General features: G+C 63.1%; 16 protein-coding genes and 2 pseudogenes. 8 read left to right on the top strand and 10 right to left on the bottom strand.

All coding sequences use genetic code 11. The annotated features are described in order from the left end of the window. The first annotated feature begins 50 nt into the window (after positions 1 to 50). The 3 genes from LXX_RS00255 (at position 51) to LXX_RS13895 (ending at position 2,164) form a co-directional block, all read left to right on the top strand. Positions 51 to 710, top strand: coding sequence for a copper resistance CopC family protein (locus tag LXX_RS00255; RefSeq protein ID WP_041766815.1), 660 nt, complete (start codon positions 51 to 53; stop codon positions 708 to 710). A gap of 84 nt (positions 711 to 794) precedes the next feature. Continuing rightward, positions 795 to 1,976, top strand: coding sequence for a MarP family serine protease (locus LXX_RS00250; protein WP_041766813.1), 1,182 nt, complete (start codon positions 795 to 797; stop codon positions 1,974 to 1,976). Between the two features lie 26 nt (positions 1,977 to 2,002). Then, positions 2,003 to 2,164 (top strand): hypothetical protein, encoded by a 162-nt coding sequence (locus LXX_RS13895; RefSeq protein WP_155806741.1) that lies wholly within the window; start codon positions 2,003 to 2,005, stop codon positions 2,162 to 2,164. Here LXX_RS13895 and LXX_RS00245 read toward each other — a convergent pair. Continuing rightward, positions 2,136 to 2,813 carry a GntR family transcriptional regulator gene (locus tag LXX_RS00245; protein ID WP_050737791.1) on the bottom strand — a complete coding sequence of 226 codons (678 nt, stop codon included), beginning with the start codon at positions 2,811 to 2,813 and terminating at the stop codon, positions 2,136 to 2,138. The genes LXX_RS13895 and LXX_RS00245 overlap by 29 nt on opposite strands. A 146-nt stretch (positions 2,814 to 2,959) precedes the next feature. On the opposite strand from LXX_RS00245, the gene LXX_RS12440 reads away from it, so the two are divergent. Then, positions 2,960 to 3,610, top strand: coding sequence for a GntR family transcriptional regulator (locus LXX_RS12440; RefSeq protein WP_050737790.1), 651 nt, complete (start codon positions 2,960 to 2,962; stop codon positions 3,608 to 3,610). Positions 3,611 to 3,978: 368 nt separating this feature from the next. Then, positions 3,979 to 5,283: a tyrosine-type recombinase/integrase gene (locus LXX_RS00235; RefSeq protein ID WP_011185149.1), complete on the top strand. Its 1,305-nt coding sequence runs from the start codon at positions 3,979 to 3,981 to the stop codon at positions 5,281 to 5,283. Between the two features lie 230 nt (positions 5,284 to 5,513). Here LXX_RS00235 and LXX_RS00230 read toward each other — a convergent pair whose 3' ends face one another. The 4 genes and pseudogenes from LXX_RS00230 to LXX_RS13070 form a co-directional block, all read right to left on the bottom strand. Continuing rightward, entirely contained in the window at positions 5,514 to 5,864 is a 351-nt protein-coding gene (locus LXX_RS00230) for an NUDIX domain-containing protein (protein WP_011185148.1), read from the bottom strand. A 4-nt stretch (positions 5,865 to 5,868) separates the two neighbouring features. Beyond that, positions 5,869 to 6,510 (bottom strand): hypothetical protein, encoded by a 642-nt coding sequence (locus LXX_RS00225; RefSeq protein WP_041766808.1) that lies wholly within the window; start codon positions 6,508 to 6,510, stop codon positions 5,869 to 5,871. 44 nt (positions 6,511 to 6,554) lie between these two features. Continuing rightward, the gene (locus LXX_RS13075) at positions 6,555 to 6,965 is read right to left on the bottom strand and encodes a helix-turn-helix domain-containing protein (protein WP_081423024.1); all 411 of its coding nucleotides are present in this window, start codon (positions 6,963 to 6,965) and stop codon (positions 6,555 to 6,557) included. A gap of 197 nt (positions 6,966 to 7,162) precedes the next feature. After that, positions 7,163 to 8,170: pseudogene (locus tag LXX_RS13070) on the bottom strand (IS481-like element ISLxx4 family transposase). Between the two features lie 130 nt (positions 8,171 to 8,300). Here LXX_RS13070 and LXX_RS00210 point away from each other — a divergent pair. After that, positions 8,301 to 8,570 carry a hypothetical protein gene (locus LXX_RS00210; RefSeq protein WP_011185294.1) on the top strand — a complete coding sequence of 90 codons (270 nt, stop codon included), beginning with the start codon at positions 8,301 to 8,303 and terminating at the stop codon, positions 8,568 to 8,570. A gap of 28 nt (positions 8,571 to 8,598) precedes the next feature. Here LXX_RS00210 and LXX_RS00205 read toward each other — a convergent pair whose 3' ends face one another. After that, the gene (locus LXX_RS00205; protein ID WP_041766800.1) at positions 8,599 to 9,156 is read right to left on the bottom strand and encodes a hypothetical protein; all 558 of its coding nucleotides are present in this window, start codon (positions 9,154 to 9,156) and stop codon (positions 8,599 to 8,601) included. Positions 9,157 to 9,279: 123 nt separating this feature from the next. Between LXX_RS00205 and LXX_RS00200 the strand changes: the two genes are divergently transcribed. Then, positions 9,280 to 10,227 carry a glycoside hydrolase family 25 protein gene (locus LXX_RS00200; RefSeq protein WP_011185145.1) on the top strand — a complete coding sequence of 316 codons (948 nt, stop codon included), beginning with the start codon at positions 9,280 to 9,282 and terminating at the stop codon, positions 10,225 to 10,227. A gap of 7 nt (positions 10,228 to 10,234) precedes the next feature. Beyond that, positions 10,235 to 10,567 carry a DUF2746 domain-containing protein gene (locus LXX_RS00195; protein WP_011185144.1) on the top strand — a complete coding sequence of 111 codons (333 nt, stop codon included), beginning with the start codon at positions 10,235 to 10,237 and terminating at the stop codon, positions 10,565 to 10,567. Between the two features lie 509 nt (positions 10,568 to 11,076). Here LXX_RS00195 and LXX_RS13065 read toward each other — a convergent pair. From LXX_RS13065 to LXX_RS00185, 4 genes and pseudogenes are all read right to left on the bottom strand, one after another. Next, positions 11,077 to 11,988, bottom strand: coding sequence for an SGNH/GDSL hydrolase family protein (locus tag LXX_RS13065; RefSeq protein ID WP_223227785.1), 912 nt, complete (start codon positions 11,986 to 11,988; stop codon positions 11,077 to 11,079). 1,448 nt (positions 11,989 to 13,436) lie between these two features. Then, positions 13,437 to 14,579: an XRE family transcriptional regulator gene (locus LXX_RS00190; RefSeq protein ID WP_223227784.1), complete on the bottom strand. Its 1,143-nt coding sequence runs from the start codon at positions 14,577 to 14,579 to the stop codon at positions 13,437 to 13,439. Further along, entirely contained in the window at positions 14,464 to 15,189 is a 726-nt protein-coding gene (locus LXX_RS14995) for a hypothetical protein (RefSeq protein ID WP_050737788.1), read from the bottom strand. The genes LXX_RS00190 and LXX_RS14995 overlap by 116 nt, the downstream gene beginning before the upstream one ends. Before the next feature lie 139 nt (positions 15,190 to 15,328). Further along, positions 15,329 to 16,327: pseudogene (locus LXX_RS00185) on the bottom strand (IS481-like element ISLxx4 family transposase). Positions 16,328 to 16,588: the final 261 nt, after the last annotated feature.

Raw genomic sequence — 16,588 nt, 5'->3', positions numbered from 1 at the left:
CCGCGGATGGCCTTCGGGATCTCTGTGAGCGGATCAACTAGGGTTCTGGCATGAACCGCCGACTCCTCGCCGCCGTCACGGGAGCCGCCGCGCACGACTACCTGATCTCCACAACCCCGGCCGCCGATTCAACGGTCACCGAACCGATCGGCTCTGTGACGCTGACCTTCAACGCGCCGGCGCTCAACCTGACCGGCGCCGGCGCCCTGCTCACGGTCACCGGGCCGGACGGCGGCTCACAGCACTTCGAGACGGGATGCGCGGCCATCTCCGGCTCGACCATCAGCGCACCGGTCTCCCTCGGCATCGGCGGCCGGTACACCGTCACCTATCAGGCGGTCTCCTCCGATGGCCACACCGTGTCGAACTCCTACGCCTTCGCCTACCAGCCTCCCCCGGGCAGCGCCGCCGCCGCGGGCAGCGCGACGACCCTCTGCGGAGCAACGGCCGCTCTGGCGGGGCCCGAGCCGACTGCGCACGCCACCACCGAGCCCGCACCGGCCGCCACGGACACCGCCTCGACACTGCAGCCGGCGAAGGCGTCCGATGAGAACGCCCTGGGGCTGGTCATCGGGATCGCGATCGCGATCGTCGTGCTGGCGCTCGCGGCCGTCGTCGTTGTGCTGACCGCACACCGGAAAACACCGGCGAGCGACGGCGATGTGGAGGAGGCCGCGGAGGGGGACTCGGGCAGCGGCGAACGGCGCTGACCCACACCCGCACGGCTTCGGCGCCCCTGCAACGACCCAGCGCCACCCCAGCGCTCCCCCAGCCTGGTGGGGCAGGGTGAACCCGTGGAGATCGTGGTGGACGTCGTGCTGCTGGTGCTCGCTGTCCTCGCGATGATCGCCGGCCTGAGCAACGGCGCCATCAAAACGGCCGGGTCGCTGATCGGCCTCGCGTGCGGTCTCGCGCTCGGCCTGGCGCTCGCGCCGGCAGTCGTCGAGTGGATGGCCGCTTCGGGCCTCACCGGCGTCTCACAGCGGTCCATCGTGGCGGCCGTCGTCATCCTGGTGTGCGCCACGGTCATGTACGCGATCGCGACCGCTGCGGCAGCGCTCATCGGCAAGCTGCTCCGCCACGGTCCGGTCCGATGGCTGGACTCGCTGATCGGAGGTGCGCTGGGCGTTCTCACCTGGGCCGTCGCCGTCTGGCTGGTGGCCGGTTTCGCGATGGCGACGAGTCTCGCGACCGTCGTCCAGGCCGCCAGTTCATCGCGCGTGGTCGAGACCCTGAACGGCATCGCTCCGCTCCCGTCTTCGAGCGTGCTCGGCGCGGTGGACGACGCGCTCACCAGCGCCGGGCTGCCGAAGGTCTTCGAGGACGCCGAGCCGATCAAGAACGTGCAGGCCCCCGGCGATTCCGTGCCGGCCGCCGTCGCCAAGTCGCGGAACTCGGTCGTGACCGTCCTGGCCTCGAAACCCGCGTGCGGCATCGACTCGGAGGGCAGCGGCTGGGTCGTTCAGCCCGGCCGCGTCGTCACCAACGCGCATGTGGTCGCGGGCGCGGCCTCGGTGGTGATCCGAGACGGCGACACCATCGACCGCGCGACGCTGCTGGCCTTCGATCCCGAGCGCGACCTCGCAGTGCTGGGCGTCACCGGCCTCAGCGCACCGCCGCTCGACATCGGCCAGGACCTCGGCGCGGGCGAGGCGGCTTACGCCGCCGGTTACCCGGGCGCCGGACCGTTCGCCATCTCGCCGCAGCGCGTGCGCGACCAGCTCATCGCGCGCGGAACGGACATCTACCAGGGCGGCGTCGTCGAGCGTGAGATCTACTCGCTCCGCGGCTCGGTCCGTCCCGGAAACTCCGGCGGGCCCCTGCTCGATTCCGCCGGCGACGTGGTCGGGGTCGTGTTCGCCCGCTCGACCGTGGACCCGGAGACCGGGTACGCCCTCACGCTCGACGAGCTGAGGCCCGTCCTCAGCTCCGTCGGCTCCGTCGCTATCAGCTCAGGGGCCTGCTCGGCGGGCTGATCCCGTCACCGGCCGGCACCGCACTCGTGGCGGTGCTCACCTCGGGCGTCGTGTTCCCGGTGCCCGGCATTGCCCTCGGTCGCGTCGGGGCGATCGTGGCCCGTTCGGCGGTGCCGCTGCCGCGCGCCCTGCTCCTGGTCGTCTTTCCGGCCGCGGCCCTCAGCCAGCAGCGGCGACCGGCGGAGTGAGGAGGTGCTCGGCGTCGACGAGCAAGGACTCGATCGCGCGGACGGCCGCTGTGTCCCGCGAACACAGCGCCCGGGAGAAGCCGAGCACGCGCTCACGCGAGAGCAGCCCCTGCGCAGCCGGGTCGAGCGAGAGGTAGCGGATCAGGCGGAGATGAACGGTCTCGACGGTTTCGGCGAGCACCTGGTTGCGGAGGTAGAGAAGCACGACGCCCATCATCCGCTGGAAGGTCTCGACCGAGGAGACGGTGAGATCCCGTTCCAGCCGGCCCGCAAGCAGGCTCAGTTCCAGCTCGGCATCGTCGCCGGCGGTCTCCAGAGCTTCTGCCACCGCGTCCGGGTAGATCCGGCGGAGAACGGCGATGGCGCCGGCGATCTCGGCATCGACCATCGGCGCCACAACCGTGAAACGGTTGGGTGCGGTCTTGATGAGGCCGACGACGGCGAGACGGCTGAGCGCCTCGCGGACCGGCGTGCGGGAGACCCGTAGCCACGCGGTGAGCTCGGCGTCCTTGAGCCGCTCCCCCGGCGCGAACGAGCCGTTCATGATGCGCTCCAGCAGCATCTCGAAGACATCGTTGCGCAGCAAGCGGCGGTCGGTCGTCAGAGCAGGCATCGCCGCGGTGAGTGTCGGGTAGTCGTCGAGTGTCATGGGTATTTCTTTCGCACAGCCGAGAATCGTCACCAGATCGAGATCTGAACCAATCTGATCCTAGAAAGTTCGTGGTCTAATATATGTTTAGTTTACCAGGAGGGTCCTCTCCATCACAACCCGCATCGTTCCGAGGAGGAAACGAAATGCCGATGCCCACCGACCATGTCGCCCGGATCTCTCTCTCGGAGGAAGCGTACGTCCGCATCGAGGCAGCCATCATGGATGGCACGCTGGAGCCGGGCGAGCGTCTGCGCGAACCCGACCTCGTCGAGTGGCTCGGCATCTCCCGGACCCCCATCCGTCACGCACTCGACCGGCCCGCGGAACAGGGCCTCGTGGAGATGGAGCGCAACCGCTACACCAAGGTCGCACGGTTCGACATCGAGGGGGTCCTCGCGGCAGTCGAGGTCGCGGGCGATCTGTGGGCCGGCGCGGCGCTCCGCGGCGGCCCGGAGTGGGACGACGACGCTGACGCGCTCATCGCCGACATGGAGGCGAACCTGGTGGAGGCCGAGGAGACCGAGGACCTGCTCACCTTCGCCACTGTGTTCGAGCACCTGGTCGTCGCGTTCGCGCGCGTCGAGGGGAACGAGGTGCGGCTGCGCGCGCTCACGGTCGTCATCCCACAGGTGCGCCGCGTGGCCCGCAAGCTCCGGGGCAGCCTGGACCCGAACGCGCTGAGGGAGTTCACGTCGAAGCTGCGCGCGGCCACCACCGCCCGCGATGGCCGCGCCGCCAGGATGCTGATCGAAGACTATGTGACCCGGCTGAGCGGTATGCTGCACACCCTCTGACCGGACAGCCGGTAGGGGCTGTCACGGTGACTTAATCCGTGACAGCCCGGATGCCGGCCGACCGGGCGGTTCCCTACGCTGAAGGAAGACTCGGCCAGGGGGACCGATCCGGGGGATCACAAAGGGAGAGGGCCGGAGCGGGTGGGAACACCGCTCCGGCCCTCTCGACGCCCAGGCGCTCTCTCTGGGAGAACCGCGTTTCTTTCCGGGAGAGCATAAATGGTATGGTGTTTTTTGGGGTCTCAGAATGTTAGTGAATGGGCTTGATATCCGCGGATTTATGCGGAAGTGATGGTCTTTGAGGGGTGTAACTGCAAGGGTAGGGTTTGCGGTTTCATGTGGGGAGTTAGCGAGGATGGTGGGGAGCGATGCCGAAGAAGCGGTCGCCGGGTGAGGGCGGTCTCCACTATGACAGGGCGAAGGGCCTGTGGCGTGGAAGGTATGACGACGGCTTCCACCCTGATGGTCGCCGCCGGCAGCGTGAGGTGTCGGCGCGGACGCAAACTGTCGCGCGTGAGAGGCTGAAGCAGAAGCTTGCGGAGATCGCGGAGTACGGTACGACCTTGGGTCGCACGGTGACTGTTGCGGCATGGGCTGAGCATTATATCGAGACCGATTGTTGGATGAGGCTGAAGCCGAACTCACTCGCGACCACAGAGTCTCTGATGCGGAACTGGATCGTTCCCCTCCTCGGCCGCCGGCGCATCTCGGAGCTGAAACCCTCGGATGTTCGCCTGGTGCATAAGGCCGTCTTCGATGCTGGCCTCGCGACAGGCACCGCCCGCAAGGCACACGAGATTCTCAGCGGCATGCTCAGCGCCGCAAAGGCCGACGGGCTTGTGACACGCAACGTCGTGGACGACGTGAAGCCTCCGGAGGTCATCGCGAAGAACCCTCGCGGCAGCCTCAGCACCGAGCAGGCGCTCGCCGTGCTCGCCGCATCCGCGAACGTGGAGGGCACCCGCTGGTGGGTGGCGGTGCTCGACGGCATCCGTCAGTCCGAACGACTCGGAGCCCTGATCGAGGGCCTGGACCTTGATGCGGGGACTCTGCGCGTGGACTGGCAGCTTGAGGAGCTGCGCTCCGAGCACGGATGCGAGCCGCTCGCCGAGGGACAGTGGTCGTGCCTGACCAAGCGCGGCTCGTCATTCCCCCAACGCCGGTTCAAGGTGAAATCGTCCCTGGAGTACATCCACCTGTATGGGAGGCTGGCTCTGATCCGACCGAAGTTGGGAAAATCGCGCACTGTTCCTCTCATCCCGCCCGTGGTCGCGGTCCTACACGAATACCTTGAGGCGACGAAAGACCGCCCGAACCCCTACGGCCTGCTATGGCGGCACGAAGACGGCCGCCCCTACCTCCCGCACGAGGATCAGCAGCTGTGGCGCGACTTGCTGTTCCGAGCTGGTGTCATCAACCAGGAACAGACGAAACCACCGAAAGACCGAACACCCGGGACACCCGGTATCCCGACCACACACTGGGCGCGACACACCACCGCGACCGCGCTAATGGAACTCGGCGTTGACGCGAAAATCGTGGGAGAGATCGTCGGCCACGTCGACGAGAAAACCACCCGCCGCTACCAACACGTCTCCTCCCCCACCGCCCGCGACGCAATGGAACGCCTAAGCTCCCACTTCAAAGACGCACTCCACACGCCCACAGGTTGACGACCCGACCACCAAACAACACAAGCCAACCTGCTCAACATCGGGTGGTGATGGTCACAACGGTATCGATGTTGACGGTGTAGCAAGGCGATCGGCGACAGCTGCAGTGAGGACGTTTTTGCTTCCAGTATCCGCTTTGGTCGAACAGGCTAGTCTGACTGGTTGGAGTCCAGCTCAACCCAGTCCCTAAGTACCAACGGAAGCCAAGGTTTACCTTCGAGTCGCTCTGCTTATGCCTCCGTAAACCAGTTGGCTTCTGATATCTCGGTCTCGTCAAGAGTCAGGGCGGCCGCCGGGTCGGTCATAGAACATTCATAGACCAAGGCGAGTACATTCACGACGTCGCCAGACTCGTATGTTGTAGTCGTAAGCGGGCCGCAATGAGCGTTCAACAGCCGTCCCACTTCGACCTCAATCGAGAGCTCCTCAAATACCTCACGGGAGAGGCCCAAACGGGGATCTTCTTCTGTCTTCAGCGCGCCGCCGATCGTCCCCCAGAGCTGGTCTCTGGTGTGCCGACCAAGCAAGATTCGACCGGATGCGTCGGTGATGAGCGCGGTCACGTAGGGAATCTGCTGCATCGGCCTATCTGCCTACCACGTGGAGCTTCGCACCGAAACGTGACGGCCGTGGAGGTCCCGCGAAGTGCAAGAAGGTCAGCGCGGTCGCGATAAGGCATAGAGCCAAGTATTGAATAAATAGTTTACTAAGGCTAAAGAGCGAAAGTTCCACCTTGATCCCTTGGAGGATCGGCAGCAGAACGATCCCAATCAGCGCAATGAGAAGCATGATGAGCGCGGCATCAACTCCTAGTTGCTTCTGCGCCAGGAGGCCAGCAGAACTTGGCCCATTGCCCGAGGCGACGAGAAGAAACATCGTGAACAGCAGCGCAGTTGCAAGACCAAGCACGACCAATCCGACGGGGCCACGGATAGCCCAAGTTACTCCCGCGTTGCCGTACCCTCGACTCAGGGCTGTTCCGAGAAGATAGAACGCCGCGAAGATCAGCAACCGCAGGATAAAATTCTCCATATTTTTCCCACCGAGCATCTGATCGACCGCAGCGTAGAACATCGGGATTGCAAGTAGTACCGCGATTGCAATCCCGATCAGAAATCCGAGAATTTTCATATTTCGCTTATTGGGCGTCCAGATGCGAATGCCAATCGCGGCCAGCAAGACCGCCAATGTTGTCCACTGGAACACCGCAAACGCCATATCCATCACTACCCTCCCGTTATCCTATGGATGGACTGGAGCCATGCTAGGGCTTAGCCGAGGAACTCGGTTCGCCGTGCGGCGCGGCCCTCGGCCGATTCTGCCCACTCCTGCTGGGTAGCTCTCTTATGTAGCTCCTCGGCGAGTTCACTCATCGTGAAATCTCCCAATGAGGTTGACGTTGGGTTCTCCTCGGATTCCCCTAGGCCGACGATTGTTCGAAGAGCGTTTTCCTCGGCCTTGGAAAACCAGCGAGGGGTGATGCGGTACACGCCGCCACGTTGACGTCGGCCACTCGCGAGCCGGCGTGCAGGGGTCTCTATCGCCCCGAGTTCCTCGAGGTGCGTGAGGTGCGAAAGCACACCAGGGCTTGTGACACCCAACTCGGTAGCAATTTCCACGCTAGAACCACCATCACGATGGATAAGGAGATAGCGCAGCACGCCCATGCGCAATGGGGTCATCGCGAGAGCCTCAACCAGGCGTTCCGCTCGCGCCGGCAAGTCGCTCGCATCCGAGGGCTGACGCCGAGACACGTATACCAACCCATCCAAGGAAACCTATTTATTCGCCGACTTATGAGATAGAATGCTTTTACTCGGCGAGCGGACAGTCCCTCTTCCACGAAGGAGACTGTGAGCATTCCTGCTCTATAGCCAAGCTACACCGTCACCGATGCGTGAACTACTGGACGAGTGTCGATTCTGCTAATGGGTGGGGCTCTGATGGCGGAGTGGTGCTGGTGATGATTGTAGAAGTGGGGCCAGCCGGGGAGTGCTTCTCGTCGTTCGGCCTCTGAACCATAGAACCGGGCGTAGGCCCAGCCGTCGGCGAGTGTGCGGTGGAAGCGTTCGATCTTCCCGTTGGTCTGTGGTCGGTATGGTCGGGTCTTCTTCGCCCTGATCCCGAGCTCTGTGCAGGCGTCTCGCCAGGCGTAGGACTTGTAGGCGGAGCCGTTGTCCGAGAGGACGAGTTCGACGCTGACATCCCGGTCGGCGAACCAGGCGACAGCACGCCGCAGGACACCGATCGCGGTGTCCGCCTTCTCGTCGGAGCAGATCTCGGCGTAGGCGACGCGGGAGTGGTCGTCGATGATCGTGTAGACGAACACGGTGCCCAACCGTGGCTCGTAGCGGTGGTTCCTGCTCTTCGTGCGGGTGGCGGTCGCTTCCCGGTTGCGTTCGCCCTGGACGCGGCCGACGAATCGTCAGCCGCCGCCGTCGGGGATGTTGCCGAACTTCGTCACGTCGACATGGATCAGCGATCCAGGGTGGTCGTGCTCGTAGCGACGGATCGGCTCGCCCGTGACCCGATCAATGGTGCAGAGCCGGTTGATGCGGCAGCACACCAGGACGGCGTGGACGGTCGAGGCGGGAAGGCCAAGCTCGCCGGCGATCTGCACCGGCCCCAGGCGTCGTCGCCACCTCGCCCGCACGATCCGCTTGAGCACGGGCAACGGCGTCCGCGTTGGCATCGATCGTGGGCGGCTAGACCGGTCGGTCATCCCTCCCGTGCCTTCGGCGCGGAACCTCGCCGCCCATTTCCGCGCGGTAACGGGCGAGACCATAAACATCTTCGCTGCGACGGAGACCAGCCAATGGTCCTCGACGATGAGCCTGGCAAGGCGCAGACGAGCGCGCGGTGTGAGAGCAGCGTTAACGTGGGACACGAAGGCCTCCTGGATCGTGAAGCGGTTGAACTGAACAGCTCCACTTCACAACCGGAGGCCCTCGCCCCTCAACTCCTCACGACCGTATCGCCGAAACAACCCCCCTGGACATCACGCCCTAGCACCCTCAGTGGTGTGCTCCAACAAAGCCGCGAACGTCTCCGCGTTCTCCTACCTCACCATCACCATCCCAGAACTCGGGATCACCCAAACCGACGGCCCTAACGTGTTCGTCCCCTCCGACCAGCAAACCCAACGCGCCCGCGCCGGCACCTGGGCCGAACTACCGGTCACCGCAGGGGACACCTTCACCGTCACCGCGCGCGGCGACGCCTACAACACCGGCACCAACGCCGACAACTACCTCAGCATCGACGCCCTCGCCATCTTCCAATACTGATCGCGATCAACCCGTCACCTGGACGAACTCAATACCCAGCTGCACCCCAAAATTCAGAGACATCGCAGACCGCAGTCCGGGTCTCGCAGCCCTTGTAGAACACATAGACCGGGTGCGGGTTCGTCACCGGGTCATACGGCACATTCGGATTCGCGAGCGAGATCTGGAACCCCGGCTCCCTCGGCGGCGTCACCGACGAGGGAATGATCGGGACAGGGTTCGCCGGCACGTAATGGAACCACGAAGTCGGGCTGAGGCTCCCTTCATACCCCGGATCAAGCACCGGCTCGGGTGTGGATGACGACACCGGGGCCGGGTCAGCATCCGCCTGAGCATGAACATGCCCGGCCGGCGTTTTCGAGACCGGCGTTTTGGGGGCGGGCAGCGGGGCGGCAGCCTGCGGGGCGACCGCGACCGGGGGAGCGGATTGCGCCTTCGGCCTCCCCGCATCCGCGACAGGAGCAAGAGCCGTCACGGGGGCCGGAACGGTGCCCGTGCGGGTGATAGCAGCCCACGACGCGGTGCCGAACAACGCAGCCGCCACAGCGATCGCGACACCACCAAGAACCAGCTCTTGCTTCCTCATACCACAAAAGGTACTCCCGATCATCCTGAATGAATAAGAACACCCGGATTGGAAGGTCCCCATGTTGATCATTGATCACCCCCGCCACCAGGGGGCGCTGATAACAGTCATGGAAATACGACCATGACCCTGCTTGAGGGTGTTGATATCTCCTATATGCAGGGTGACTACACCCCTGCGGGTGAGGATTTCGTGATCATCAACGCTTCCCGCGCCAACATCGGACTCACCGTGGGGTCCTGCTACCGGGCACAGGTCGCAGGCGCCCGTGAAGCTGGGAAGCATGTTGGGCATTACTTCTTCAACGGGAACCTCGACCCAGTGGTGTGTGCGGACTTCTTTATTGCGAACCTGGCCTATGAGGTGGGGGATTCGCTGTGGCTGGATGTCGAGGCGGAACCGTCAACGAACACGGCAGCCTGGGATCCGGCGCAGGCGCTCGCCTTCCTGAACCAGGTGAAGACCCGTCTCGGGGTGGTCCCGGGCGTGTATCTGAACAAGTCGCTCATGGACGGCATGGACTGGTCCGCCGTCGTCGCCGTCGGCGCGCCCTTGTGGATCGCGTCCTACAACCCGCCCCCACCACCCATCCGGTGGTGGCCCACCTGGACGGTATGGCAGTACACCTCTACCCCCATCGACCGTAACAAAGCCCAAACGTCGCTGATCACGGCTTTCACAACCCCAACCCTTTTGGAGGATGACATGAGGATCCAGATGATCAAGACGGGTGATGCCTCCGGCGCGATCGGCACGTTGAACCCGGACGGGACCCTCGACTGGCTGACCGCGGACGAGTTCCAGGCCCTGACCCGCACGGGCCTGGTCGAGCCCGTCCATGCGGAAGGCGACGGGACGGTGTGGGGCATCCTCGCATCCCGCACCGCACGCCTCCGCGCACAACAGGGCGGCGACCCCGTGGCCCTCGCGAAGTCCGTGTCCGCCCTTCTCGTCCCCGCCGTACTGGCCGGCATCCAGGCCAACAGTGGCCTCTCCCTCACCCCTGAACAAGTCCAGGCCGCGTGCGAGACCGCGATCAAAGACGTGTTCGCCCACGCATCCCAGGGATGACCGCGCGATGAGCGATGCCGTCCTTCTCGGGGCGATCGGGTCGATGCAGGCGGTCGCGGTCGCGCTCATCTACGTGATGGGCCGCCGACAGGCCAGAAGCACCGACGCGATCCGTTACGAGGTCACTAACGACCATGACCAGCCCCTCCGCGACGACATGGACGAGAAACACGGCGCGGTCATCCGTGGCATCAACACCGTCGCCGTCACCGTGCGCACGATCATGCGCGACATCGGCGGCATCCGCCACGACATCCGCCAACTCCGATCCGACCTCTCCCACACCGACCAACACATCGACAACCTCGAACACCCCCGCCTTCCCGAAGGAGAATCATGAGCAAGCACCTCACCGCCGAGATCCCGGACATTATTCACACCGGCCAACGGGTCCTCCGCACGATCATCCAGGCAGGGATCCCCGCCTTCCTGACCTTCGCGGTGATCCTCCCGCAGGTCATCGACGCCCTCGGCCTCCCCGTCACCTCGAAGGTCTACCTGTGGCTGGTCGGCCTCGCCGCCGCCATCACCGGGATTGCCGCCGCTCTCACCCGCATCATGGCCATCCCCACCATCAACCGGTGGCTGACAACCATCGGCCTCGGCACCATGAAAAAACCAACACCCAAACCCCCGCCACCACACCCGCCAACCCGACACAGAACCCCGCCACCATCCCACCCACAAACCCCTGACACCCAACACGCTCTGGCCCCGGCTCGCCCCTCAATTGAGGCGGTAGGCCGGGGCGGTTTTGTCATGTGCCGGCGGCCCCTCCGAAGGGGTGTCGCATATGCGACACCCCTTCGGAGGGGCCTTGCATCATCACCGGGAACGATCACCGATCGTTTACGGTGCCGGTTCCCGCTGTACGCCATGCCGATTTTTCTTTGTTTCGTATTTGAAAACATAGACGTAGTGGGCGATGCCAACGCGTGTGGGGTGGAAGGCTTCACCGTTACGGTCTGGCGCGCCGAAGGCGTTGAGACCATTCACCCAATGGGGTGCAGCGCTACAAGCAGTCCGTGCCTGGCTGCGGCTGCTTGCAGGAAGGAGGGTGAAGCCATACTTTTCTGCCTCTCTATTGATGAGAGCGTTCAACTTGTCCTGAACCTGGTGAAGATACACCACATCCTTATCCGTGAAAGGCATGTCGGTTTCCTTCGAATCGCCCGTCCCGGTCGTTGTGAACGCGTAGCAGCCAGCCGCCGGAGTGTTCGCCCGGTCAGGGAACAGATCTGGATAGTCGTAGGCGAACTTCCGCGCTTGCGGCGCACGCGCGCTGATCTGACCATAAAGAGCATCGAGGGCCGGTCCCACAACGTTAGTGATCTTGCGGTCCAATTCGTCGTGACCATTCTTCACGTAATCCTGACGACACGTCTTCGAACCCGTCGCTATAACAGGACCTTTGCCGGATTCGGCAAGGCAAGAAGTAATGATTCCTAAGAAGCCCAGGTCGTTGCCTCCAGCGGAGACAAGAACCATGCCGGTGGAGGGGTTCAATGCGTTAATCTGGGGTGGGATGTGGATCTTTTTGCCATCGCTGTCGGTCGTGTCCTGGCCATTGACCATTTCTCGGGCCGTTGCGCCCTTGCAGGTAACATCAGTGACAGAGTAACCGGCTGCGCTGCCTACCAGACGTCCCACGCTGGAATCGGACTGGCCACACACGGCAGCGGGGCCTCCTACATCCGTGCCAACACCGTAGGCTGCAGTGAAAGAGTCCCCGATACTCACGATATCATGCCCGGATGTCATCACAACACGTTGCCCCGATGACATAGAACCCACACCGACAGCCCTTGGGCTCAAGTTCCCGGCGGGAGCGAACGCGGACGCCGACTGAACGCCGACGAGCGAGAACGTCAGACCCGCTACGACCGAGGTCACGACAGCAAGAGAACGGATTCCTCTCCGCTTCGACCGGTCCCTTCGGCCTAAGGCCAAGAACCACCACCCGAGAAGGGGCATGGCACCAGTGCCGTCTTTTACACGAGCCATATACATCACTTTTATCAGCATGGCCGAACGCTACTCTCCAGTCATACACACCGGCAACACCCCTGCGGTAGGTCTGTGGCTGCGGCGTTTGCAGCGGCCGGTAGGCGAACCATTCGGAGAATGGTGACCCGCTCGGCAGACGGCATCGTGGGTGTTCGGCAGGTAGGCCGTTCTGCTGGTGCTCGCGGTAGAAGCTGGACGAACTCCGCGGCTGTCAGCTGTTTTTCGGTCATCTCCACCGCCAACGCTGAACGTGTTCGCGATCACCTTCGCCGGCCGTGGCCGACTCCCTGGCCTTAACTGAGACTTAGGGTCATCGTCCGTTTCCACCATTTTTTGGGGTAGGCCTCCCCGCAGACCCGCTCATGGGGTTAACCTCTTTCCCCGCCTCCACACAGACCCCCTCATGAGGGGGTCTGTGTGGAGGGAATGCTCGCTCGTATGGTGCGAGGGGTAAATATTGAGGAGGTTTTAAATTTTGGGTGTGTTCTCACAGTCTCGGAGGGTTCGGGTTGTGGCCGGGGTGGCTGGTTTGGTTGTCGAGGGGGTGGTTGCCGGATAGTCTGCTGTGCTGGTTTCACGCGTGGACTCGGCCGTGGGGTCACCGATGCGTGATACCAAGACGGTGGTCGACTCTCGCACCCGCCCGGTTCCCCAGGCTGAGGAGGGGCCGTCGGAAGATGATGGCGGTTTTTCGTTCACCGTGCCAGGCGAGCAGACGAATGACCATGTGAATGTCACCGGGCAACGTATCGGAGAGGTTAGCTGGAAAACCGCGCTACCTGACGCTCACAGAACAATTGTGATTGATCATTCGCCTTTTATTTTTCGGTGCGTTAGGAATAGTTCCGGGATCCATTGCTATAGGATATGTCAGGGACACTTCGGGTCGATACACATTGGTACGTCAGATCGCTTCCAAAGCACCACGGACGGGCTCTCCGCGGTTGCACGCTCGACCTTCACCAGCGCATAACCATCCCGCCCCGCCCACGCAACTTGTGTGGGCGGGGCGGCTTTGTCGTTTTTCGGGTGCAATCCTTGCCCTAAGTGTTGCTTTATATTCGACCACACAGTGGTCGAGAATCACGCAACGCGTTAACGTCGGCCGCCACCGGCTCGCTCAGGGGCAACGTCCCGTATAGTCTTTAGTCTATGAGTATGGCAGGAAACCCTCACCATCGTCGGGCAATCGATCAGCACAGTCAAGGTCGAACAACCTCACCGTAACAGCCACGCCCCCACTCTGCCGACGACGGAACACTTGGTTGGTTATTGTGGCGTTCTTTATTCAATGCGCGGAGGTGGGGGCTCCTCGGCTGATCGGGGTGGAAGAATTCCATGTCGAAACGCGCGGCGAACTCGTCTCGGTTGAGTGCTACTACTTGCGCGAGTTCATCGAACGTGTAGTTGTGATCGGTGAGATGAACCTTGATGAGGGACGACACGACTGTGGGGTGGTCACGCGTGACCTCGATCGGCTCCGATTTCCGCCAGCCTTTCTGTGACATCGACACCATGAGACTCTTGTATCGTGTGTTTTCAATAACTCCGAGGTCATAAGCGCGCCGAATAAGAGCGCTGATCGCAACTCGCCAAACAACCTTGAGTTGAGCCGCGCGCGCAAGAGTGATGCCCTTGAGTTCCGTCCGAATCTCAGCCGCTGGCATCAGGAACTCGGCCGCGAAGGCGTCGGCTTCTCGCTCCGCCTCGTCTGTGTCGACCAGGGCCGAGTGCATGACGAGGTGACCGAGTTCATGGGCGAGCGTGAACCGTTCACGGTCGGAGGGAAGACCTGTGTTGAGAATCATGAGCGCCGGATAAATGCCCACGTTATCGAGACTGATCGCTGCGATCCTCGTCGACTCCAGGTTGCTGCGCACCACGATGATCCCGGCCAGTTCCAACGCAGCGGCCATGTCGCGGATAGGTCCCATCGGCATTCGCCACAGTGCGCGCACGGCACGCGCAACTGCTGCGGGTGTCCCGTACTGCTCGACTTCGAGGCACGGGACGACGTACTGTGTGTCTATTTCGATCGACCGCAGTAGCTTGTCCAGTCGCATCCGAGTCAGATTCACCTGGGCCTGGATCTTCCGAAGAGTGGTCTGGGGAAGAGCCTGCTGCTTCCGGTGATAGAAGGCGACGGAGCCGAAACCGTAAATCGGGTCGGTCCAGTTGAACGCTTCCACGGGGTAGTCGAGCGCTTCGGCAAGTTGTTGAAGCCTAGCCTCATCGATCACAGCCAGACCGTTCTCCACCTTGGAGAGCGTCGGCTGTGGGATGCCAGCCAGCTTCGCGAGCTGAGCGCCGCTGTATCCACGTGATTCGCGCAGAAGAGTCAACATCTGCGGATTCATAGGTTCTATCCTTCGGCTTCCTCGCGGGCAGCAGGCCGCGTGCTGCGAACAGGCGGACCGTGCGGAGCATCCACGCGAACGGGGATGACCGAAGCCGTGCCCTCATCATCGGTGAGGTCGATCTGCCAGATGACACCCCATCGTAGGTGCATGCGATGGCCAAAACATCGAGACCCATGCCGAGTTCATCGGGCAGGTACCCCGCCACGATGTAGGTCGCTGCAACGCCGTCCAGGACGACCTGCTGGAACTCGAACTCAAGCCGCTGCTGCGTCGAGATTCCCGAGGTGCCGAGTTTCCGGCCGCGGAACTTCTTGAAACGCAGGATCAGACGACCGTCATCAAGTGAGACGATCAGCATCTGGCCCTTCCTTACCGCCGGAATCCCCTGGGAATCGAAGTACTCCTCAGCGTAGTAAGTGATCCGGTCGTACACGATGTTGGCCCGAGTGGTGGCACGCGAGATCGCCAACTTCGGAGCATTCAGCACCAACGCGCGCCAGTCAGCCCAACCCTGATTTAGGAAACCTCGAATCGCTTCCAGATGGGGTGCCGGGATCGCCTCAGCGTCCTGCCGGGAGAGGAGTTCATCCAGCATGAGTCCAAGACTTGCCTATAAAATTGTTCCCGTCAACTATTCGCGGACTATTCGGCGTGTTGCGCTGAGGGGTTCGCTGCGAAGAACGCCGACACCCCTCCTGGGACTACCGGGACTGATCGAGACAATTACTACTGCCCTAGGTGTGATGTCCAGGGAGGTTGTTGTCGATTCTGCTAATGGGTGGGGCTCTGATGGCGGAGTGGTGCTGGTGATGATTGTAGAAGTGGGGCCAGCCGGGGAGTGCTTCTCGTCGTTCGGCCTCTGAACCATAGAACTGGGCGTAGGCCCAGCCGTCGGCGAGTGTGCGGTGGAAGCGTTCGATCTTCCCGTTGGTCTGTGGTCGGTATGGTCGGGTCTTCTTCGCCCTGATCCCGAGCTCTGTGCAGGCGTCTCGCCAGGCGTAGGACTTGTAGGCGGAGCCGTTGTCCGAGAGGACGAGTTCGACGCTGACATCCCGGTCGGCGAACCAGGCGACAGCACGCCGCAGGACACCGATCGCGGTGTCCGCCTTCTCGTCGGAGCAGATCTCGGCGTAGGCGACGCGGGAGTGGTCGTCGATGATCGTGTAGACGAACACGGTGCCCAACCGTGGCTCGTAGCGGTGGTTCCTGCTCTTCGTGCGGGTGGCGGTCGCTTCCCGGTTGCGTTCGCCCTGGACGCGGCCGACGAATCGTCAGCCGCCGCCGTCGGGGATGTTGCCGAACTTCGTCACGTCGACATGGATCAGCGATCCAGGGTGGTCGTGCTCGTAGCGACGGATCGGCTCGCCCGTGACCCGATCAATGGTGCAGAGCCGGTTGATGCGGCAGCACACCAGGACGGCGTGGACGGTCGAGGCGGGAAGGCCAAGCTCGCCGGCGATCTGCACCGGCCCCAGGCGTCGTCGCCACCTCGCCCGCACGATCCGCTTGAGCACGGGCAACGGCGTCCGCGTTGGCATCGATCGTGGGCGGCTAGACCGGTCGGTCATCCCTCCCGTGCCTTCGGCGCGGAACCTCGCCGCCCATTTCCGCGCGGTAACGGGCGAGACCATAAACATCTTCGCTGCGACGGAGACCAGCCAATGGTCCTCGACGATGAGCCTGGCAAGGCGCAGACGAGCGCGCGGTGTGAGAGCAGCGTTAACGTGGGACACGAAGGCCTCCTGGATCGTGAAGCGGTTGAACTGAACAGCTCCACTTCACAACCGGAGGCCCTCGCCCCTCAACTCCTCACGACCGTATCGCCGAAACAACCCCCCTGGACATCACACCTAGCGTGTGTCTGACAATAGTCGCGTCCAGATGAGGGCAGCCAAGATGAACCCGACACCACAAGACCCCACCCCACACATTCCTGCCCACACTCTGCCCGCACTCGACGAGTGCTGCCACCTCGGGGAGAGCTTCACTGAGCT

The organism is Leifsonia xyli subsp. xyli str. CTCB07, assembly GCF_000007665.1.
GTDB classification, from domain to species: Bacteria; Actinomycetota; Actinomycetes; order Actinomycetales; family Microbacteriaceae; genus Leifsonia; species Leifsonia xyli_C.
This window is presented reverse-complemented; position numbering and strand designations above follow the sequence as displayed.